Source organism: Streptomyces sp. NPDC088116 (assembly GCF_044741745.1).
Taxonomy (GTDB): domain Bacteria; phylum Actinomycetota; class Actinomycetes; order Streptomycetales; family Streptomycetaceae; genus Streptomyces.
Genome location: NZ_JBIUTF010000003.1, coordinates 802,240 through 823,806 on the forward strand (window position 1 = coordinate 802,240; position 21,567 = coordinate 823,806).

At 70.0% G+C, this 21,567-nt stretch carries 18 protein-coding genes; 10 read left to right on the forward strand and 8 right to left on the reverse strand.

The genetic code is table 11. From position 1 onward, the window contains the following. Positions 1-84 precede the first annotated feature (84 nt). The 6 genes from ACIOJD_RS15805 to ACIOJD_RS15830 form a co-directional block, all read right to left on the reverse strand. Positions 85-2,454 (reverse strand): glycosyl hydrolase family 95 catalytic domain-containing protein, encoded by a 2,370-nt coding sequence (locus tag ACIOJD_RS15805; protein ID WP_401913275.1) that lies wholly within the window; start codon positions 2,452-2,454, stop codon positions 85-87. Positions 2,455-2,711: 257 nt separating this feature from the next. Then, positions 2,712-4,043, reverse strand: a complete 1,332-nt coding sequence (locus ACIOJD_RS15810) for a glycoside hydrolase family 27 protein (RefSeq protein ID WP_401913278.1) — start codon at positions 4,041-4,043, stop codon at positions 2,712-2,714. 26 nt (positions 4,044-4,069) lie between these two features. Then, positions 4,070-4,909, reverse strand: coding sequence for a carbohydrate ABC transporter permease (locus ACIOJD_RS15815; RefSeq protein ID WP_401913281.1), 840 nt, complete (start codon positions 4,907-4,909; stop codon positions 4,070-4,072). A 4-nt stretch (positions 4,910-4,913) separates the two neighbouring features. Beyond that, positions 4,914-5,891 carry a carbohydrate ABC transporter permease gene (locus ACIOJD_RS15820; RefSeq protein WP_401913284.1) on the reverse strand — a complete coding sequence of 326 codons (978 nt, stop codon included), beginning with the start codon at positions 5,889-5,891 and terminating at the stop codon, positions 4,914-4,916. A 5-nt stretch (positions 5,892-5,896) separates the two neighbouring features. Then, the gene (locus ACIOJD_RS15825; protein WP_401913287.1) at positions 5,897-7,165 is read right to left on the reverse strand and encodes an ABC transporter substrate-binding protein; all 1,269 of its coding nucleotides are present in this window, start codon (positions 7,163-7,165) and stop codon (positions 5,897-5,899) included. Between the two features lie 55 nt (positions 7,166-7,220). Beyond that, complete coding sequence (locus tag ACIOJD_RS15830; RefSeq protein ID WP_401913290.1) at positions 7,221-8,378, reverse strand: ROK family protein; 1,158 nt, start codon at positions 8,376-8,378, stop codon at positions 7,221-7,223. A gap of 73 nt (positions 8,379-8,451) precedes the next feature. Here ACIOJD_RS15830 and ACIOJD_RS15835 point away from each other — a divergent pair, with 73 nt between their 5' ends. Next, entirely contained in the window at positions 8,452-10,515 is a 2,064-nt protein-coding gene (locus ACIOJD_RS15835) for an alpha-galactosidase (protein ID WP_401913293.1), read from the forward strand. A 167-nt stretch (positions 10,516-10,682) separates the two neighbouring features. On the opposite strand, the gene ACIOJD_RS15840 is transcribed toward ACIOJD_RS15835, so the two are convergent. Then, the gene (locus ACIOJD_RS15840) at positions 10,683-11,396 is read right to left on the reverse strand and encodes a GntR family transcriptional regulator (RefSeq protein WP_401913296.1); all 714 of its coding nucleotides are present in this window, start codon (positions 11,394-11,396) and stop codon (positions 10,683-10,685) included. Positions 11,397-11,752: 356 nt separating this feature from the next. Here ACIOJD_RS15840 and manD point away from each other — a divergent pair, with 356 nt between their 5' ends. The 4 genes from manD (at position 11,753) to ACIOJD_RS15860 (ending at position 16,923) form a co-directional block, all read left to right on the forward strand. Next, positions 11,753-12,961, forward strand: coding sequence for a D-mannonate dehydratase ManD (manD, locus tag ACIOJD_RS15845; RefSeq protein WP_401913298.1), 1,209 nt, complete (start codon positions 11,753-11,755; stop codon positions 12,959-12,961). An 11-nt stretch (positions 12,962-12,972) separates the two neighbouring features. Further along, a complete protein-coding gene (locus ACIOJD_RS15850; protein ID WP_401913301.1) occupies positions 12,973-14,427 on the forward strand; it encodes a mannitol dehydrogenase family protein in 1,455 nt (484 codons plus the stop codon). Between the two features lie 85 nt (positions 14,428-14,512). Beyond that, positions 14,513-15,895 (forward strand): MFS transporter, encoded by a 1,383-nt coding sequence (locus tag ACIOJD_RS15855; protein ID WP_401913304.1) that lies wholly within the window; start codon positions 14,513-14,515, stop codon positions 15,893-15,895. Next, positions 15,892-16,923, forward strand: coding sequence for an L-idonate 5-dehydrogenase (locus tag ACIOJD_RS15860; protein ID WP_401913307.1), 1,032 nt, complete (start codon positions 15,892-15,894; stop codon positions 16,921-16,923). The genes ACIOJD_RS15855 and ACIOJD_RS15860 overlap by 4 nt, the downstream gene beginning before the upstream one ends. A gap of 131 nt (positions 16,924-17,054) precedes the next feature. Here the strand turns inward: ACIOJD_RS15860 and ACIOJD_RS15865 are convergent, their stop codons facing one another. After that, entirely contained in the window at positions 17,055-17,297 is a 243-nt protein-coding gene (locus ACIOJD_RS15865) for a DUF6296 family protein (RefSeq protein ID WP_401913310.1), read from the reverse strand. 236 nt (positions 17,298-17,533) lie between these two features. Here ACIOJD_RS15865 and ACIOJD_RS15870 point away from each other — a divergent pair, with 236 nt between their 5' ends. From ACIOJD_RS15870 to ACIOJD_RS15890, 5 genes are all read left to right on the forward strand, one after another. Beyond that, positions 17,534-18,238, forward strand: a complete 705-nt coding sequence (locus tag ACIOJD_RS15870) for a GntR family transcriptional regulator (RefSeq protein ID WP_401913313.1) — start codon at positions 17,534-17,536, stop codon at positions 18,236-18,238. Beyond that, complete coding sequence (locus tag ACIOJD_RS15875) at positions 18,235-19,053, forward strand: LamB/YcsF family protein (protein WP_401913316.1); 819 nt, start codon at positions 18,235-18,237, stop codon at positions 19,051-19,053. Before ACIOJD_RS15870 ends, ACIOJD_RS15875 begins: the two co-directional genes overlap by 4 nt. Beyond that, the gene (locus tag ACIOJD_RS15880; RefSeq protein WP_401913318.1) at positions 19,050-19,688 is read left to right on the forward strand and encodes an allophanate hydrolase subunit 1; all 639 of its coding nucleotides are present in this window, start codon (positions 19,050-19,052) and stop codon (positions 19,686-19,688) included. Before ACIOJD_RS15875 ends, ACIOJD_RS15880 begins: the two co-directional genes overlap by 4 nt. Then, positions 19,685-20,674, forward strand: a complete 990-nt coding sequence (locus tag ACIOJD_RS15885; RefSeq protein WP_401913321.1) for a biotin-dependent carboxyltransferase family protein — start codon at positions 19,685-19,687, stop codon at positions 20,672-20,674. The genes ACIOJD_RS15880 and ACIOJD_RS15885 overlap by 4 nt, the downstream gene beginning before the upstream one ends. 159 nt (positions 20,675-20,833) lie before the next feature. Continuing rightward, entirely contained in the window at positions 20,834-21,286 is a 453-nt protein-coding gene (locus ACIOJD_RS15890) for a VOC family protein (RefSeq protein WP_401913324.1), read from the forward strand. The last annotated feature ends 281 nt before the right edge of the window (positions 21,287-21,567 follow it).

Genomic DNA, 21,567 nt, shown 5'->3' on the forward strand with positions numbered 1-21,567 from the left:
GGCTCAGGGACTGGGGCGGGAGACAACGCGGACGCGGAACACCCTGCCTGCGGCGGTCCCGCGTCCGCGCGTGGTTCCATCCCCTCAGCCCACGAGCTCCGTCAGCGCCACGGACTCGCCGGGCTCCGGGCGCACCGTCGTGCTGCGGCCGCCGGCGGTGACGGTGACCTCGCGGCCTCCGACGCTGTGCAGCGTCGCGCGGCGGACCCGGCCGCGCTTCCAGACCAGGTCGACGGTGAACCCGCCGCGCACTCCCGCGCCCTCGATCGAGCCGGACGCGGCCCAGGCATCGGGGAGAGCCGGCAGAAGTTCGATGTGACCGGGTCGGGAGTAGACGAGCATCTCCAGCATGGCGGCGGGAGTCCCGAGGTTGGCGTCGATCTGGAAGATCGCGCGGGTGTCGGAGACTCGGTACATGTCGAAGAAGTTCATGGCCGTGCCGGTGTCGCCGCCCGCCCACGGCCGCAGGTTCGTCAGGATCAACTGATACGCCTTGTCGCCGTTCTTGAGCCGTGCCCAGCACGCCGCCCGCCAGGCACACGCCCAGCCGTAGCTCTCCATGCCGCGTGCGGTGAGCAGAGCCGTGGCTCCATTGAGGGTGCCGGGGTCGTCGGCGTCGGGGCGGATGCGGTCGCCGGGGAACAGGTTGATGAGCGGGGAGAGATGACGGTGGGTCTCCTCGCCGAGGTCGTCCTCGCTCATCCACTCCTCCAGCCGGCCGGTCTTCGGGCTGACCCGCGGGAGATAGAGGCGGTCACGCAACTCCCGTACAACAGCGGCGTGTTCGCCATCGCGGGCAAGAATGCGGCACGCCTGCTCGTAGTGCCCGAAGAGGGACCACAGGAGTTCCTGCGTGTACGTGATGCCACGGGCGTCCTGCGGGCCGTGCTCGGGCGACCAGTCGTGGTCGTCGATCAGGACCTCGCGGCCGTCTACCTCCGTGGTGAGCAGGCGCGCCTGCCAGAACTGGCAGGCGCCCTTGAGCAGTGGATGGATACGTGCGAGATAGGCCGCGTCCTGAGTGAACTCGTAGTGTTCGTAGAGGGATTCGCACAGCCAGGCGTTGCCGGCCGGATGCCACCACCAGCCGAGGCCGCCGTACGGGTTGGTGGAGAAGGCGACCGTCCAGCCGGCTACCTTGCCGGAGGTGTTGCGGTAGCGGTTGCGGGAGTCCTGGAACCGCTCCTGGGTGACCTTGTTCCAGGCGGGCAGCTGAGCGAGGCAGTAGTCGGCGAACGCGGGGAAGGCGTCGCCGAGGCCGGCCCGGTCGGGGAACCAGTAGTTCATCTGGATGTTGACGTCCGTGTGGAAGTCGCCCATCCAGTCCGGGGTGTTGCCCTCCAGCCACAGCCCCTGCAGGCCCATGGGAAGCCCGTCGCGCGAGCCGCATATGGTCAGGTAGCGGGCGAACTGCAGGTAGCTCGCCTCCAGCTCGGGATCCGGAGCGGAACCGTCGGCGGCGCGCGCGGTGAGCCGGGACCAGGTGTCGAGCCTGCGCTGGCGCACGGTGGAGGAGCCGAGGTCGAGCGAGAAGCGGTCGTAGCGGGAGCGGTAGTCGGCGACATGGGTGTCGCGCAGCGCGATTCCTGAACTCGCCGCCGCCGCGATGACCTTGGTCTCGGCGAGGCGCAGGGGGTTCGCGGCCGGGTCGCGGAATCCAGTGGTGTGGTCGGGGGCGTAGTCCGTGCCGCCGCTGATCACGATCACGACCTCGGCGCAGTCGGTGAAGATGACCCGGGATCCGGCGGCGGTCACGGTGCCGCCGCCCCGGCCCGCGGTGGCGGCGACGGCGGCCGCGTAGCGTAGGTCGTTGTCGAAGGAGGCGGAGAAGGAGGCGAGGTGGCGGGCGGTGTCCGCGGTGGTCGTCTCGCCGTGGGTGCCGGACAGGGCGAGGCTTCCGGTGAGGGTGCCGCCGCCGTTCTGGCCGAGTCTGATGACAACGGCGTCGTCGGCGGCGCTGACGAACATCTCCCGGTGGTAGTGCACCTTGCCGCGTCTGTACTCCGTGGTGACCAGGCCGTTGCTCAGGTCGAGGGTGCGGCGGTAGTCGCGCACGGCGGCACGGTCGTGTCCTGGCACGATCAGGGTGGCGCGGGCGAGGAGCGTCATGCTGCCGAAGTCGTCGCGGCCGTAGGGGAATTGACCGTCGTTGTCGAGAGTGGTGTTGGCTCCGCCGGTCCACAGCGAGGCCTCGGTCACATGGAGCAGTTCGCGCGCGGGATCGCCGCCGACGAGCGTGCCGAGGCGGCCGTTGCCCAGCGGCAGGCCCTGCTCGATGAGGAGGTCCTCGTCCGCCGGCTCGGGGTACCACAGTGCCGTCGCCTCGTCGGCGGGGACGAGCGGGGAGGTGGCGGGGCGGTGGGGTGCGGCGTGGGCGGTGAAGGTGGGCAGGGCACTCAGTGCGAGGGTGGCGCCGAGGCCGAGGACTGTGCGGCGGGACGGGCTGGTGCTCATGTGCGAATCCTTCCGTGGTCCGGCGAAGTCCCGCCCACGGAACGGGACTTCGCCAGAGGCGACTTGAGGACGGGGCGGGGCGGGTTGCGAAAATGGCGCCGTCCGCCCAAAGGGCGGGGCCTGCGGCGTCCGGTGCGTGTGCTCGCAGGGCGGAGGATCGGCATCGTCGATGGACCGGACGTACTCGGACGACGCCGACAACACAGCGAGCGCGCGTGCCGGGCGTCGCAGGCCAGGCGGGACTTTCGCAACAGGCCCTAGGACAGCTTGATCAGCCGGGAGCCGTGGGCGGGCACGGACGTGGCGGTCCAGGTGCGCTTGAAGGTGCCGAGGTTCTCGCGCGCGACGGCATCGCGCAGCCGCTGCGGGCCGCGCACGCCCAGGTCCTTCAGGTCGACAGTGATGTCGGTGGCCTTGGAGCCGAGGTTGTAGACCGCGAGGTAGGTGTCCTTGCCGACGCGCTTGGTCCACACCTGGGTGTCGCCGGAGCGGATCTGGCGGGGCAGGACGGCGGCCTGGTCGACGGCGATGACCTCGGGGTTGGTGAGGATGGCCTTGGCCTTCTCGTCGAGGAACCAGAGGTCGCCGCCGACGTAGAGCGGGGAGGAGGCCATCGACCAGAAGGTCATGACGCTCTGCCGTTCGGTGTCGTTGATGCCGTCCTGGAGGCCGCTGCCTGTGTTGTTGTTGACCGGCATGGCGTCGAGGTCGGCCAGGTAGCCGGGGGCGTCGACCTTGTCGAGCCAGTTGGGCAGGTTGTTCCAGCGGTCGTCGACGGAGCTGGTCCAGGTACTGGTGGTCGCGCAGTAGCACTCGATGTCGGTGTCGATGCGGACGCCGTTCACGTGCGGCTTCAGGCCGTCCGCCGCGGCGATGTCCACGGGCCAGGCGCTCGCGGTCAGCCACATCCTGCGGCCGCTGTGGTCAATGGCGGTGGACCAGGCCTTCATGTCGGCGACGTTGTCGACCGTCACACCGTCGATCTTGATGAAGTCGACGCCCCAGGAGGCATAGCGGGCGACGATGGAGTCGAAGTAGTCCTGGGCGCACGGGTTGCTGTAGTCGATCTTCCAGTTGCCGCCCCACTTGTTGGTCGGCGTCAGCGGCTTCACCGCGATGTCCTGCGCATGACAATTCGTTCCGAGGATCGGCGCGTTCTTGTTGTAGACCTCCTGCTCAAGGCCTGCGGCACCGTACAGGCCGAGCTTGAGGCCCTTGCCGTGGACGTAGTCGGAGAGCGCCGGCATACCGCTGGGGAAGCGGTCCTTGTCGGCGTCGGGGATGCCGTTGGCGTCGGTGTGGAAGTTCCAGTCGTAGTCGAAGTTCCAGCCGGCGTCGATGTTGAGGTTCTTGTAGCCGGCGGAGGAGAGCTTGCCGCTGAGGGAGTCGGCGGCGTTCTTGATGTTGCCTTCGTTCAGCCAGCGCGTGCCGTAGCCGTCGCGCGAGGACGACTCCACGCTCCAACTGCTCCAGCCCATGAAGGGCTTGACGTACGGGGTCTTGGCCTCGGCGGCGCCGGTGGACAGGGTCAGGGCGAGGGGCAGGGTGCAGGCGGCGATCATCGCGGCGCGACGGGTCGATCTGGTCAAGGGAAATACCTCCGGCGGAAGGAAGTTCAGGACTTGAGACCGGACATTGCGATGCCCTGGACGATGTGGCGCTGGGCGACCAGGAACATGATCACGAGCGGCAGGATCGCTACGGCCGTGCCCGCGAACAGCTCGGGCAGATTGACGGTCTGGGAGGTGAGGAAGCTGGACAGGGCGATCTGTACGGTCCAGCTGGCGGGGTCCTGGCCGATCATGAGCGGCCACAGGAAGGAGTTCCACGCCTCGATGAAGGACAGCGCTCCCAGGGAAGCGATCATCGTGACCGAGTTGGGCAGGATGACACGCCGGTATACGCCGAGGTAGCTGAGGCCGTCCAGACGGCCCGCCTCCTCGATCTCGGCGGGGAACGACAGGTAGAAGCTGCGGAAGAGAATGACCGCGAACGCGTTGAACAGGCCGGGCGCGATCAGGCCCCACATCGTGTTGACCCCGTCCATCGAGCCGACCACGACGAAGGTCGGCAGGAACGTGACGGCCTGCGGGATCATCAGCGTGCCGACGATGAGCGAGAGGACGACCGCTCGCCCCGGCACGTGTATGCGGGCCAGCGCGTACCCGGCCATCGAGGCGAGCAGCGTGGACACCGGCGCCGAAACAACCGCTATCAGCAGCGAGTTGACCAGCGACCGGCCGAACGGCCGCTCTGGGTTGTCGAACAGCGACGTGAGGTTGTCCAGGCTGAAGGAGGAGGGCAGCCAGTGCCAGTCCGGCGCGGTCACCTCCGGCGTCGTCATGAAGGCGTTGCGCAGCAGCACGTAGAAGGGGATCAGGAAGACCACGGCCAGCAGGCACAGCACGACGTACGTGACGGCGGAGCCGAGGACGCCGCCTCGATAACGGTTCATGGGTTCAGTCCTTGTCGCGGGCGAACCCGAGGATCCGGCCCTGGAGGAGCGTGACCAGCACGATCAGGAGGGTGAGCAGGAAGGCCCCGGCTGAGCCGACACCGTAGTCCTGGTCCTGGAGGGCGACGCCGTACAGGTGCATCAGTGGCGTACGCACCGGCTCGCTGCCGAGGGAGGCGCCCGTGGAGAAGATCGCGTAGAACTCGTCGAAGGCCTGTAGCGCGGCGATGAGCATCAGCAGCAGGATCGCGACCGACGTGTTGCGCAGCATGGGGAAGGTGATACTGCGGAACGTGCGCCAGGCACCGGCGCCGTCGAGGTCCGCGGCTTCGTACAGGTGCCGCGGAATGGACTGGAGCCCCGCGATGAACAGGATCATGTAGAGGCCGACTTGAAGCCACAGGCGCAGCGTGACGAGCACGATCCAGTACAGGGGCGGGCTCTGCGTCTGGATCCAGGGCGTGGCGTCAACGCCGAACAGCGCGCCGAGGGTGTTGGCGAGGCCGGACGGCACCCCGCTGAACAAAGCCATCTTCCAGATCATCGCGGCGGCGACGTAACTGACGGCCGCCGGCAGCAGGAATGCCGTACGGAAGAAGGCCCGGCCGCGCCGTACCCGGTTGACCAGGACGGCCAGGCCCAGGGCCCCGGCGAAGGTGATCGGCACGATCATCGCCGTGAACAGCACGATCATGGTGAGCGAGTCCCGGAACCGCTCGTCGCTCAGGAGCTGTTGGTAGTTGTCGAGGCCGACCCAGTTCCCCAGGGAGATGGTGCGGCGGGCCTGACTGAAGCTGAGGAGGAAGCTCCAGCCGATGGCCACGTAACGGAAGACGCCGAGACCGATCAGCATCGGGGCGGTGAGGACGACGAAGGCAAGGGCCTTCGAGTGCCGCTCTGTCAGCCGCCGGCGGCGCGGCGCCGTGGCGGGCGCCGGGCGGGCGGCACTCCGCTGCAAGGGAGTGGTGCCGGTGGCGCTCATGACGCTCAGCCCATCTGCTTGTCGAGGTCGGACTGCGCCTTGGACTGCGCCTTCCTCAGGGTCGTCTCCGGCGCCGACCCCTTGGCGATGTCGGCGGCCGCGGCTATGAACTCGGCCTGCATCGCCTGCGTCCACTCGGCCGGGAAGGAGATGCCGTACGTGGTCCCGATGGCGACGCTGTCCTTCGCCGCGCCCCTGCTCAGCTCCGGTGTCTTCGCGGCGACCGCGGTCTGCGGCGGCACGTGGAAGCCGTACGTGACGGCCCAGTCGATCTGGATGTCGGCCTGCTTGATCCACAGCCACTGGAGGTACTTCTTGGCCTCTGCGACGTGCTTGCTCTTGGCGTTGACGGCCTGCGTCCAGCCGCCGAGCCTGGAGACGGGCTTTCCGGAGGAGTCGTACGCGGGCCAGGGCGCGACCCCGAAGTCGTCGCCGAGCGCCTTCTGGACGCCGGGCAGCGCCCACAGGCCGCACCACTGCATGGCGGTGGCGCCCTGGGTGAACGCCCCCGCGTCGTACCAGTCGGTGGTGAAGCCGAGCAGGATCGACTTGTCGGCGTGCAGATCGCGCAGGCCGCCGATGGACTTCGCGGCGTCGGCATAGACGACCTGGTCGCCCGCGATGAGGTCCTTGCCCTGGGACCAGGCGAGGAGGTACGGGCTGTCGCCGATGCCGTCGTTGCCCATGAACAGGCCCTTCACGTCGCCGTCCGTCAACTTCTTCGCGGTGTCGGCGAGTTCCGCGAAGGTGGCGGGCACACTGACGCCCGCCTTCTTGAGCATCGACTTGCGGTAGAAGAGCATCATGATGTCGTCGATGGTCTTCATTCCGTAGAGCTTGCCGTCGACGGTGAGGTAGTCGAGGTCCGCCTTGTTGAAGCCCCCCTTGGCGGAGCCGTACACGTCGTCGAGAGGTTCGAGCTGCCCCTTGCGGGCCATCTCGGCGCGGAAGTCACCGAGTTCGAAGACATCGGGTGCGTCGGCGCCGAGCAGGGCGGCGTTCAGCTTGGTCTCGTACTGGGAGGTGTCGGCGCCCCACACCACGTTGACCGCGATGTCCGGGTGGGCGCTGGTGAACTCCTGCGCGTACCGCTTGACCGCGGCCTGGGTACCCTCCTCGCCGTACTGGTGGTACCACTGCGTGAGCGTGACCTTGGCGCCCTTGGCGGAGGCGGTTTCCTGCGGGTTGCTGGAGCAGCCGACGGCGGCACCCGCGACGAACAGCAGGGACGTGCCGAGGAATCCCCGGCGGGACAGGGCGGAACCGGCAGTCATGACAGGGTCCTTCCGGGGAACGGAGACGTGCGAGAGCTCAGGCGCCCGCGTGGGTTCACGCGGCGAAGAGTGACTGGATACTGACGGCGGCGGCCCCGCGTGCCCATTCCTCCCAGGGCAGCGGGCGCACGACGAGCGGGCAGCGGGCGGCGGCCCCGAACACCTGAGTGGTGAAGGCGGCGCGGATCTGCTCCTCGAAGAGGTCGTACGCGGCCACGCCCTCGCCGGAGACCACGACACGCTCGGGGCCGACCACGTTGACCATGGCGGCAAGGCCGAGCCCGATGGCCTTGCCCGCCTCGTCGAACACGGCCTGCACGGCAGCGTCCCCGCCGTGGGCGCGATCGATGGCCCCGGCCATGTCGAGGTCCGGCTCGCCGGCCGCGAGCCGGGCGCGGGCGACGATCGCCTCCTCCGAGGCGATCGCCTCGACGCAGCCACGGGCACCGCAGTGACACGTGGGCCCCTCGCCGGCGGCCACCGGGATATGGCCGATCTCGCCGGCCACCCCGTAACCCCCGGCGATCAGGCGACCGTTGACGACGAGCGCGCAGCCGATGCCGACGCCGACCGTGGCCAGCGCGAAGGAGTCGGCACCCACGCCCTGGCCGAACCATTGCTCGGCAACGGTGAGGGCTTTGACGTCGTTTTCGACCGTGACCGCCAACCCCGTTGCCGTGGCGACCAGTTCGGCCAAGTGGACGTCCCGCCAGCCGAGGAACGGCGAGTAGCGCACGACGCCGCCGGGCCGGTCCACGTCGCCGGAGACGGACAGGCCGATGTGGTGGGTCCGCTCGGCGTGGGCCGGGGTCATCTTCGCGACGAGTACGGCGATGTCGCGGACCACCTGTGCGACGGACCGGTCGCTCACCGGTATCCGGTGAGCGGTACGGACTATCTGCGCCCTCAAGTCGGTCACCACACCGATCAATTCATCGGCTGTGACCTTGACGCCCACGAAGAACTCCCGGTCGGCCCGGACCGTGAGGGGGTATGCGGGACGCCCGGCACCCTCCACGGTTCGTGGGCCCTGCGGTAGTTCCTCCAGGTATCCGGCTTCGATCATCGGCTTGACCGCCTTGGTGACGGCGGCGGAGGAGAGGCCGGTGATCCGGGCGATCTCCGGGCGGACGACCGGGCCACGGGTGAGCACTGTGGTGAACACCGTGTTGGCCGCCGGAGACGCGAGCAGTTTCGCTCGGTTCAGCAACATGGGGGAAACATAGGGGCGATAATTTCCTTCGTCAATATTTAAATTCAGGGAGTTCGGATCTAGGCTCCGGCTCATGTCTCAGGTGTCCTTCGACGATCCCAGTCGCACGTTCCTGCTCACGACCCCCGCCTCCTCGTACGCCCTGCGCGTCGGCGCGGACGACAGCCCACGGCATGTGCACTGGGGAGCGCCCCTCGCACTCGGCCAGGCCGCGGCTCTGCCCACGCACGACGGAGTGACCAGCAGCTTCGCCTCGACGGGCGGTGAGGAGTTGGCCGTAGAGGGCGGAGCACGGTTCGGCGTGCCGTCGCTGCTCGTGCGGTACGCGGACGGGACGCGCGGCGTCGAGTGGGCCTACGAGGGCCACGCGATCAACGGCGGCCGGCTCGACGTAAAGCTGCGGGACCGCCATTACCCGCTCGGCTGCACACTGCACTACGCGGTGCACGAGGACAGTGATGTCATCGAACGGTCCCTGACGCTACGGCACTTGGGCACTCCTGAGGAGGGCGACGCGCCGATCGGGATCCTGCGCTGCGACTCCGCCGGCTGGTCCGTGCCCGCCGCCTCGGGCATCCGGCTGAGCCACACGGTCGGCGAGTGGTCGGGCGAGACGCAGCTTCGCCGCACCGAAGCCCCCTACGCCGAGACGGTGTTCACGAGCCGGCGCGGTGTCTCGGGGCATCACGCGAACCCCTGGCTGATGGTCGACGCGGGCGACGCGGACGAGGATCACGGCGAGGTGTGGAGCATGGCGCTGGCCTGGTCGGGGAGCTGGCGGATCACGGCGCAGCGCGACCACGCGGGCGGACCCTTCACGGTGACCGGTGGCGCCGGGCACGACGGTCTCACCTGGCGGCTTCAGCCCGGCGAGAGCCATGAAACCCCGGTGTTCGCCGGGCAGTTCAGCCGCGGGGGGTTCGGGGCCACAAGTCGCGGCTGGCACCGGTACGTCGCCGCGCATGTGCTGCCGCTGCCCGACGAGGTGCGGCCGGTCATCTACAACAGCTGGGAAGCGACCGGCTGGGACGTCACCCTCGAGGGCCAGAGCGCCCTCGCGGCACGGGCCGCCGACCTCGGTGTCGAGCTGTTCGTGGTGGACGACGGCTGGTTCGGGCGGCGCGTCAGCGACCGGGCCGGGCTCGGCGACTGGCAGCCGAACCCCGAGCGATTCCCCTGCGGGCTCGGCCCGTTGGCCGACGAGGTGCGGCGGCACGGCATGCGCTTCGGCCTGTGGGTGGAGCCGGAGATGACGAACCCGGACAGTGATCTGTACCGCGAGCACCCCGACTGGGTGCTGCACATGCCGCACCGCCGCCGGACCGAGCTGCGCCACCAGCTCGTCCTCAACTTCGCCCGCACCGATGTCACCGAGTGGGCCTTCACGTGGCTCGACCGGCTGGTCGCCACGTACGACATCGACTACCTCAAGTGGGACATGAACCGGGCGCTCACGGAGGCCGGCTGGCCCGGCCACCCTGACGCCGAACGTCTGTGGACCGACCACACGCGGGGTGTGTACGCGGTCATCGACCGGCTGCGCCGTACACACCCGGGCCTGCGCATCGAGGGCTGCGCGGGTGGCGGCGGCCGCGCCGACCTGGGCATGCTGGCCCGCACCGACCAGATCTGGATCTCCGACAACACCGACGCGAACGACCGGATCGCCATCCAGTACGGATACAGCCAGATCTACCCGGCCCGGACCATGTCGGCCTGGATCACCGACAGCCCCAACCCGCACACTCGCCGCCGCACCCCGCTCCGCTACCGCTTCCACGTCGCCATGGCGGGCGCACTCGGCATCGGCGGCGACCTCTCACGCTGGACCGAACCCGAACTCGCCCAGGCGCGAGAGCTGGTGAGTCTCTACAAGGAGATCCGGCCGGTGGTGCAGTTCGGCGAGCAGTTCCGGCTCAAGGACGCCGTCCAGTACCGGACGGGCGACCGCGTCGTGGTCATCGCCTGGGGCCAGGACCGTGCGCTGCGCCTGGCCGGCCTCTCCCCCACGGAGGTGTACGTCGACGACGCCACCGGCGCCGAACACCACGCCGCGACCCTGCTCGCACACGGCCTGCCGCTACGGCTGCCCGCGCAGGAGCCGACGAGTACGGTGGTGCGGCTGACGCGCCGCTGACGACGGGCCGCTCCTCCCGTACGACGGCATGGCGGTGGCCGGACATCTCACGGCGGTCTCCGGCGAAGCCCACCGAGGGATCCACGAGGTCCGATTTTCACGCCGACGGATCCCAGGAGGTCCTGTCCGGGCCGGCCCGGAGGGCCGGCGGGAGCGCCGGTGCGCGCCTACTCCCAGACGACGATGTTGCGCCGTACCGGAACCGTCCCGGAGTCCGTCGCGAACAGCTCGGGCGAGCGCGCCCGGATGCGTTCGACGTCGTCGAACACCGCCCGCAGATGGGTGCGCATGGCCGCGCGGGCCAGGGAGACGTCGCCGCCGAGCACCGCGTCGAGGATCTCGACGTGCTGGGCGGCGAAGCCTTCCGGCGAGGCCGTGTCGTAGAGGCCGAGCCGGCGCGCACGGTCGAGATGCCCTTTGGCCGAGACCACGGTCGCCCAGGCGCTGCCGTGCCCGCTCAGTCGCAGGATGGCCTGGTGGAAGGCCTCGTCCAGCTCGAAGAACTCCTCGAGAGCGAGGCCGGGCCGCTGCTGTTCCCCGAGGTTGCGCCGTAGCTCGTTGATCAGTTCGGGGTCGAGGTCGGCGGGAAGGTCGTCGAGCGAGGCCAGCTCGACGGCCTCCCGCAGGAACTGCGCGTCGGCGACCTTGGCCGGGTCCACGCGCGAGACGAATGAACCGACCTGCGGAAAGACCTGGACCAGGCCCTCCTCGGACAGCAGGATCAAGCTCTCCCGGACCGGCGTACGGCTCACCCCGAGAGAGGCCGCGAGTTCGTTCTCGGACAGCGCGGTACCCGGAGGGAGCTCAAGGGTCAGGACCTTGCGTCGCAGCGTCGTGTAGACGGCGTGGCGGCTGGTCCGCTGCCGGTTCGATCGGGCCATGCGTTCATCGTATCGGGCGGTGACGGCATCGGTACGCATCCGGATTTCCCTCGGACACCCCTGCCCCGCACACCGCAGAACGAGGCACGGGCGTGGGTGTGCACAGTAATTGACGGTGCGTCAGGAAGCTTTCGGTGCCACCGTACGGCCCCCGGGGGGATGCGGAGGCGCGCCTGACGCGTGACCACCTGACATGAAGAGGGAACCACCCTGTCATGCGGGTGCCCTCCGATGTAACACCAGTATTGCATTGCTGCCCGACCGATGCTTGTATACCAGTGCTGTTCGATCAGTGGCAGCCCTTGCGCGCACCACCTCGCCGACCGTGGTGCGGACCGTCCGAAGGAGTGGAACCTGTGAGCGAGATCGAACGCGTCGAGGTGTTCGTGGCCTCCCCCGGGAGGACCTTCGTCACCCTGCGCATCACGACGTCGGACGGCGTGACGGGCCTCGGTGACGCGACGCTGAACGGCCGCGAGCTCGCCGTCGCGAGCTACCTGAAGGATCACCTCGTGCCCCTGCTCATCGGCAAGGACCCGGCGCGCATCGAGGACATGTGGCAGTACCTCTACCGAGGCGCGTACTGGCGCCGCGGTCCGGTCACCATGACCGCGATCTCCGCCGTGGACACGGCCCTGTGGGACATCAAGGGCAAGGTCGCCGGCCTGCCCGTCTACCAGCTGCTCGGCGGTCGCTCACGCGACGGCGTCATGGTCTACTCGCACGCCAGCGGCACGGACGTCCCCGCCCTGCTCGACGATGTCGAGCGGTACCTCGGACTCGGTTACAAGGCCGTGCGCGCCCAGGCCGCCGTCCCGGACGTCGGCGGCACCTACGGGGTCCGCAAGGGCAAGGTCTACGAACCGGCCGCGACCTCGCTGCCCGACGAACAGCCCTGGGACACCGAGGCGTACCTCGACTTCGCCCCGACCTACCTCGAGGCCGTCCGCGAGCGCTTCGGCTTCGGCTTCCACCTGCTGCACGACGTCCACCACCGGCTCACCCCGATCGAGGCCGCCCGCTTCGGCAAGCGGGTCGAGGACTCCCGGCTCTTCTGGATGGAGGACCCGACACCGGCCGAGAACCAGGAGGCGTTCCGGCTCATCCGGCAGCACACGACCACACCGATCGCGGTGGGGGAGGTGCTGACCTCGATCTGGGACGTACAGCACCTCATCACCGAACAGCTCATCGACTACGTGCGCACGACCGTCGCCCACGCCGGAGGAATCACCCACCTGCGCCGGATCTTCGACCTGGCCGCGCTCTACCAGGTACGGACCGGCTCGCACGGAGCCACGGACCTCTCGCCGGTCAGCATGGCCGCCGCGGTGCACATCGACATCACGGTCCCGAACTTCGGCATCCAGGAGTACATGGGGCACGCGGAGGAGACCGCCGAGGTCTTCCGCAGCGGGGTGACCTTCGCCGACGGCATGCTGCACCCCTCGGAGAAGCCCGGCCTCGATGTCGAGTACGACGAGAAGGCCGCCGCACGCTTCCCCTACGAGGCTCGCTACCTGCCCGTCGCACGGCGCCTCGACGGCTCCGTGCACGACTGGTGAGCGCGGTGACCATGCCTGAGCTGAACGCCGCCACGCTGGAGCGGATCGCGCCTCGGCTGCGCCCGGCCGTGGCCCCCGGGGAACTGCGCCCCCGGGTCGTGCACTTCGGCCTCGGCGCGTTCCACCGGGCGCACCAGGCGATCTACACGGAGAACGCCGCCGCCCGTTCCGGCGAACCGTGGGGAATCGCCGCCGTGGCCCCGCGCTCCACCGGGACGATGGAGGCGTTGCGCGCCCAGGACTGCCTCTACTCACTGACCGAGCGGCACCCGGCGGGCGCCGCCACCCGCGTGGTCGGGTCGGTCGTCGAGGCCCTGGGAATGCGCGCGGACGCCGCGCGGGTCGATGAACTGCTCGCCTCTCCCGACGTCACGACACTGACACTGACGATCACCGAGAAGGGATACCACCGCCGTCCCGACACCGGCCGGCTCGACACCGCGGCGCCCGGGATCGCCGCGGACCTCGCGGCGGGACAGGCCGCGGACCGCACCACGGTCGTGGGGCGGATCGCCGCGGGGCTGGCCGCGCGGATGCGCTCCGGCGGCGCTCCGCTCAGCGTCGTGTCCTGCGACAACATGGCGGCCAACGGCGCGGCGCTCGAAACGGTCGTGCGCGGCTTCGTGGCGGCGTCGCCCTGGCCCGACCGGCAGGCCGTCCTGGACTGGATGGCCCAGGCGGTCGCCTTCCCCGCGACGATCGTCGACCGGATCGTGCCCGCGACGACCGGCACGGACCGGGAGACGGCCCGCGCCGCACTCGGTGTGCGCGACACCGTCCCGGTCGTCGGCGAACCGTACCGGCAGTGGGTCCTGGAGGACTCCTTCGCCGGACCGCGACCGCCGTGGGAACTCGACGGTGCCCTGTTCGTTCCCGATGTCGTGCCGTACCAGCTCACGAAGCTGCGGCTGCTCAACGGTTCCCACTCCGCCCTGGCCTACCTCGGCGCGGCGGCGGGCCGCGCGAGCGTCGCCGATGTCCTGGCGACCGGCTGGGGCGAACGGCTGGTCCGGGACCTCTGTGCCGAGGTCGCGCCGACCCTGCCCGCCGGCGGTCCCGATCCGGCGGGCTACGCGGCCGACCTGATCGAGCGGTTCGGCAACCCCGGGATGCGGCACCTGCTCCGCCAGATCGGCTCCGACGGCTCGCTGAAGATCCCGGAGCGGTGGTTCGGCGCGCTGCGCTCGCTGCGCGCGGCCGGCACCGGTACCCCGGTGCTCGCCCTCGCCCTCGCGGGCTGGGTGAACGCCACCCGCCCCGGCGAGGACGGCGGCCAGTGCCTCGGTACGACGGACCCCGCGGCCCCGGCGCTGGCCGCCTGCTGGAGCGAGGCCCCGGACCCCGGGGACACGGTCCGCCGGCTGCTCCGGGTGCTCGGCGCGGCGGACCTGGCGCAGGACGGCACGCTCGTCTCCGCCGTCGCCGCCCGCCTTCCCGCGCTGAAGGCCGGCCGCGTCGAGCTCTGACCCTTACCCGTTCACGGAACCTGTTTCACGAAACTTGTGCACGCCCCCTGTTCACAACCCCTGTTCACGAACAACGGAGTTCATGATGACGGACAGCACGCGAACGGAGCCCGCGGGCCCCGCGCAGAGGACGACGCGCGACCTCACCAGAGCCGCCGTGTCCGGCTGGCTCGGTACGGCGATGGAGTTCATGGACTTCCAGCTGTACTCACTGGCGGCCGCCATCGTCTTCAACAAGGTCTTCTTCCCCGATGTCAGCCCGGCGATCGGGCTGATCGCCGCCATGGCGACCTACGGCGTGGGATACGTCGCCCGGCTCGCCGGCGCCGTCTACTTCGGCCGGATGGGCGACCGGATCGGGCGCAAGAAGGTCCTGTTCCTGACCATCCTGCTGATGGGTGTGTCGACCACGCTGATCGGAGCGCTGCCGACCTACGCGACGATCGGCATCCTCGCCCCGATCCTGCTGGTCGCCCTGCGGCTCGTCCAGGGCTTCGGCGCCGGCGCGGAGATCGCCGGGGCGACCGTCATGCTCGCCGAGTACGCCCCCACGAAGCGTCGCGGCCTGGTCTCGTCGCTGGTCTCGCTCGGGACCAACTCCGGCACGCTGGCCGCGTCGGGGCTGTGGGCGATCCTGCTCGCCACTCTCAGCGACGAGCAGCTGATCGAGTGGGGCTGGCGCCTGCCGTTCCTGCTGAGCTTCGGGCTCATGATCTTCGCGGTCTGGCTGCGCCGGAACCTGAAGGAGAGCCCGGTGTTCGAGGAGCGGCCAGACGTGGTGGACGGCGTCGCCATGTCCCGCAGCGAGGTCGAGTCGTCCCTGGCAAAGAAGCACGAGAGCGTCCTGGAGGCCGGGATCCGGCAGCGCAAGGGCAAGGCGTTCTTCCTCGCTCTCGGCCTGCGGTTCGGGCAGGCCGGAAACTCGGGTCTGGTGCAGACGTTCCTCGTCGGCTATATCGCCACCACGCTGGACGCCGGCCGGTCGATCCCGACCGACGCCATCCTCTACGGCTCGCTGCTGGGCTTTGTCACCGTGCCGCTGATCGGTCTGCTCGGTGACCGCTACGGCCGCCGCCCGATATACATCGGGCTCACGCTGCTGACCATCGCCTTCGCGTTCCCGATGATGCTGCTCATAACCTCCGGGAGCACGGCCGCCCTCATGCTCGGCATGATCCTCGGCCTCAACGTCGGTGTCCTCGGCCTGTTCTCGCTGGAGAGCGTCACGATGGCCGAACTGTTCGGCTCCCGCACCCGCTTCACCCAGCTCGCACTGGCCAAGGAGATCGGCGGCATCCTCGCCACCGCCATCGGCCCGGTGCTCGCGGCGACCCTCACCGCCGTCACCGACAGCTGGTGGCCGATCGCGGCGATGCTCGTCGTCTACTCACTCATCACCCTGGTGTCCGCGGTTCTCGCTCCCGAGACCCGTGGGCGTGACCTCGTCCGACTGGAGGACGCGATATGAGAGCGGTCGTCGTGCACGGCCCCGGCGATCTGCGGATCGACGAGCGCCCCGATCCGGTACCGGGCGAGGGGGAAGTCCTGCTCGCCATGGAGTGGGGCGGCGTCTGCGGATCGGACGTCGCCTACTGGAAACACGCGGCGTCCGGCACCGCCGCGCTCACACATCCGCTGGTGCTGGGACACGAGGTCGCCGGCCGGATCGCCGGGACCGGCGCGGGCGTCAGCGGCCTGGCGGACGGCCTGCCGGTGACCGTCCATCCGGCCGAGCTGGTCGGTGACGGCCGCCTGCCCGAGCGGATCGCCGGCCGTACGAACCTCCACCCGCGCATCCGGTACTTCGGGTCGGCCGCCTTCGACCCGCACACCGACGGCGGGTTCAGCGAGTACCGGGTGGTCCGCGCGGCTCAGATCCGGCCGCTTCCCGAGGGAGTGAGCACCGAACACGGCGCTCTCGCCGAGCCCCTCGCCGTGGCCATGCACGCCGTGCACCGCGCCGGAGACCTGCGCGGCAGGACCGTGCTGGTCAACGGCGCCGGTCCGATCGGCTCCCTGGTCGTGGCGGCCGCGAAACACCGGGGGGCCGCCGCGGTGATCGCCTCGGACATCTCCGCGGCGTCGCTCCGCGTCGCCCGGTCCATGGGGGCGGACGAAACGCTCGACATCTCCGAGGGGACGGCTCTCCCGCAGGACGTCGAGCTGGTCTTCGAGGCGTCGGGTGCTCCGGCCGCTCTCGGGCCGGTCCTGCGGGCGACCGCCCGCGGGGGCACGCTCGTCCAGGTCGGAAACCTGCCCGGCACTGCCGTCCCCGCGGCCCTGGGGGACCTCGTGACCAGGGAGATCACCTGGATCGGCTCGTACCGCTTCGTCGAGGAGATCGACGACGCGCTGCGGGCGATGCGCGATGGCCTCGATGTGTCCGCGGTCATCAGCCACCGCTTCGACCTCGACCGGGCGGGCGAGGCACTGGCGGTCGCCGCGGACCCCGCGAGCGGCAGCGGCAAGGTGATGCTGCGGCTGGGAGCGCACTGAAACACACTCCCGGGCGGGGACGGATCCGGGAGAACGGCGGGCGGCTCCGGTGCGCGGGCCGCGCCTGAGCCGTACGGGTGGCCACGCGGCGGCTCACCGGAAAGGCACCCTCGGGAGCCGACGGGACGCGTTCAGACGGGATGCGCCCGCACCGATGTCGACGGGTCCTGGTGGCCACCGCTGGCGATCATCCGTACTTCGTGCCGATCGCTGATCTCCGCCACGACGATGCCCGTGTCGTCCGCGTACAGCGGGTGCCCGCCAGGGCCTCTGCGGCTCGTACGGTGCACCGCTACGACGTCCGTGTCCTCCGAGGTGGCCGTCGATGCGGCGGTATGAACGAAAACCAGCTCGTAGTGGTCGGGCCTGCCCATGTCGCTCGCCTCCTCGGAGGAAAGTCGTTACGCCCCGCCCCACCCATCATGGCCCCAATACGTTCATCGCGGACTGCGGAGCCGTCCGGCAGGGCGCTCTGGTGGGTGTCGGGCGTAAGCCGTCGGGCGCCGCGACTCCTGGCGGCGCACCCCCGCTGATTTCCGTCGGGTAAAACCCGGATGTCCCTTGGTCGACACTCTTTCCAACTTCCCCGCATCCACTGTATACACGGTATATGAGTCGTGAAGTCAGAGGTTTCCGCGGTGACGCCCAGGGCGCCGACGCTCTCACCGGAGAACTGCGCCGCCTGATTGTGGAGGGCGTTTATCCGCCTGGCCACCGCCTTGTCCAGGATGAACTCGCCGACCGATTCGGAGTGAGCCGGATCCCTCTCAGGGAAGCCATGCGCACACTCGCCAGCGAAGGTCTGCTGCGTTCGACACCGGGGCGCGGCACCTTTGTGACGGCGTTGGATCTGGATGAGATCGACGAGATCTACAACCTGCGCCGACTGGTCGAACCGAGCTTCGCCGAGCATGTCACCGAACGGGTGTCCCGGCGGGACATCGGCCGTTTCGACTCCATGGCCACCGAAATGGAGCGCGTCGCCGAAACCGAGGCGGATTCCTGGTCGCGGACGAATCTCGCGTTCCATCTCGACATGTACCGGCTGTCCCGGCTGCCCCTGCGCTACGAGATCATCTCGGGGATGTACCACCGCCTGGAGCCGTATTCACGGTTCTACGTGCACGGCACCTCGGCGTACGAACGCGTGCAGCGGGAGCACGCCGCGATGGTCCAGGCGCTGGCCGACGGTGACGCGGAGGAACTCGCCCGGCAGATCGTCGCGCACATCGACGGCGGGCAGCAGGGCCTGCACGCGGCGTGGGAGAACAGCTCCACCGCGATTCAGGCCTATTGGGCGGAGTCGGCCCGGTGACCGCGCTCGCGATCAACACGGATGTGGGCGAGGGATTCGGGGTCTGGGGGCCGGCCGACGAGGGGGACCTGCTCGACCAGGTCACGGCCGCCAATGTCGCCTGCGGGTTCCACGCCGGCGACCCCGACATCCTGCGCCGCACCTGCGAGGCGAGCGCCGCCCGGGGCGTGGCGATCGGCGCCCAGGTCTCCTACCGTGACCTGGCCGGCTTCGGCAGGCGCTTCATCGACGTACCGACGGCCACGCTGGTCAACGAACTCCTCTACCAGATCGGGGCGTTGGAGATATTCGCGCGCCTGGCGGGCAGTCGCGTCAGCTATGTGAAGGCACACGGCGCGCTCTACAACGCGGCGGCCCACCACACCGGACACGCGGCGGCGATCGTCGAAGCGGTCACCCTGTACGACCGTGATCTGCCGCTGCTCTGCCAGCCGCGCACGGTCCTGTGGGAGCACGCAGTCAAGGCCGGCTGCCGTCCGCTGGCCGAGGGGTTCATCGACCGGGGCTACACCGACGAAGGGCTGTTGGTACCCCGGTCCGCGCCGGGCGCCCTCGTCACCGATCCCGCCGAAGCGGCGCGGCGCGCGCTGCGGATGGCGGAGTCGGGCACGGTGACCTCGGTGAGCGGCCGGACCGTACGGATAGCTCCGGACGACGGGGACGTGTCGGCGTTGTGCGTGCACAGCGACACTCCCGGCGCGGTCGCCATCACCGCCGCCGTACGGGCGAGTCTGGGCTCGGGCGGGATCACGGTGAGCACGCCCGAGGCCCTGCCCGGGGTCCTGGCCACCGAGCGGTCGGAGGTACGGTCGTGAGCCCCGCCGAGCCGTTCCTGAGGCGGGCGGGCGACCGGGGCTGGCTGATCGAGTGCGCCGGCCGGCGCCCCGCGGAGGTGGCCACGGCGATCCGCGCACGGTCCTGGGCGTCGGGGCTGCGGGAGATCGTGCCCGCCGCCACGACCGTCCTGGTGGTCGCGGAGACCCTCGCCGGTATGGGGCGGCTCGCCGCCGAACTGGACGCCGTACTCGACGAGGTCGGCGGGCGGGGAGACCAGCCGGCCGCCGGACGTACGGTCGTGATTCCCGTCCGCTACGAGGGCGCTGACCTGGCGGCGGTCGCCGAACGCGTCGGCCTGACCCCGGACGAGATCGCGCGTCGGCACACCGGAGGCGAACACGCGGTCGGGTTCTTCGGGTTCGCCCCTGGATTCGCCTATCTGGACGGCGTACCGGAAAGCCTGCGGCTGCCCCGGCTGCCCAGCCCCCGTCCCAGGGTGGCCGCCGGAGTGGTGGCGATCGCCGGGAACCAGACGGTCGTCTACCCCGGAGGGACTCCCGGAGGCTGGCACCAGATCGGCGTCACCACGGCCCGGTTGTGGGACGTGGAGGCCGAACCGCCCAACCGGCTCGCCGTCGGCGACCGGGTCGTCTTCGAGGCGGTCGCGTCATGAACACGGCCCTCGAATCCCGCCGGAGCCCCGCGACGCCCGCCGGAACCGGCCGCGGTGACTCCCGGACCGCTACGGCCACGGCCCCCGGCGGCGACTCCGGTTCCGGTACGGTCCCGGGCACCGCCCCCGCGACACTGACCGTCCTCGAAGCGGGGATCGCCACCAGCGTCCAGGACCTGGGCCGGCCGGGTCTCGCGCATCTGGGCGTCCCGGCGTCGGGCCCCACCGACGGGCGCAGTTTCCGCCTCGCCAACCGGCTGGCCGGCAACCCGGAGAACACCCCGGCCCTCGAAGTGACCCTCGGCGGCCTGGCGGTGACCCTGTCGGCGTCCCGGTACGTCGCGATCACCGGGGCACCGGTGCCGGTGACGGTGGACGGAGTGGCGGCCGACGACGCGACGCTCATCCATCTGCGCGCCGGATCCGTGCTCGCGATCGGACGTCCCTGGGCCGGCTGCCGTACCTATCTGGCCGTCTCCGGCGGGATCGTGACGGACCGGGTGCTGGGGTCGGCCTCGCGCGACTCCCTCACCGGGCTCGGGCCCGACCCGGTCGGCGCCGGGACGGTGTACGGAATCGGGCCCGCGCGCCAAGTCCCGGCCGTCCCACTGGAGTTGGCGTTCAGCGTCGTCCCCAGTGGAGGTCCGGTCACCGTCCGGTTCCGCTGGGGCCCCCGGCACGAACTGTTCAGCGCCGCCGACCGGCACGCACTGACCAGCACGCCCTGGCGGATCTCCGCTCAGTGCGACCGGGTGGGCGCCCGTCTGACCGGCCCGCCACTGGCCATCGGCTCGGTCGACCTGGCCAGTGAGGGGACCATGCACGGCGCCATCCAGGTGCCGCCCTCGGGCGAACCGATCGTGTTCCTCGCCGACCATCCGGTCACCGGTGGCTACCCCGTCATCGGGGTCGTCACGGACGCCGACATCGACCTCGTCGGGCAGGCCCTGCCCGGGGACGAGTTGCGACTCGCGCCCGTGTACTGAAAGGAGAAGCCCGCCCGAACCAGCCCCCGTAGCCCACCACGATTCGACCGTCCGCCCCTTCGAGTGATCAACACCCGAGCAACAGCCGGGTCGAGCAACAGCCACGTCACGCAAGAGTCATCACGCAAGAGTCATCAAGCAAGAGTCAAGGAGAACGCCATGACCGCTCAGAACACCGCTCTCGTCCCGTTCCATCTGGCCGTCCCCGTCGACGACATCGACGCCGCCCGGGAGTTCTACGGCAAGGTGCTCGGCTTCAGCGAGGGCCGCTCGGACACGAAGTGGATCGACTGGAACTTCGGCGGCCACCAGGTCGTCACCCACCAGGTCGGTGACGGCCCGTCGGAAACCCCGCGGGACGGCATCGCCGGGACCAACCCCGTCGACGGCCACCAGGTGCCGGTACCGCACTTCGGACTGGTGCTCCCCGTCGCGGAGTTCAAGAAGCTGGCCGAGCGACTCACCGCCGTCGACACCCAGTTCGTGATCGAGCCCTATGTCCGTTTCCAGGGTGAGCCGGGCGAGCAGTGGACGATGTTCTTCCTCGACCCGGCCGGCAACGCGATGGAGTTCAAGGCATTCGCCGACATCAGCCAGCTCTTCGCCGTCTGATCTCTCCGAACCGTCCGATCTCTCCGAACGGTCCGGACCCTCTCCGTCCGACGCGCCCGCGTCACCGCTCCCGAACCGCCCAACCGCCGAACGATCCGTCAGCGGCAGGGCCGGGGGCCGGGAGGACGACGGTCATCAGCAGGAGGACTGGTCCCGCTGATGGCCGTCGCACGGGCCCCCGTGCCGTACGCCCCGTCCGTTCGCGGTACGGACCACAACCGCACGACCGCACGACTGACAGCACATCCCAGCCATAGGACATGTCAGATCCGGAGGACCCC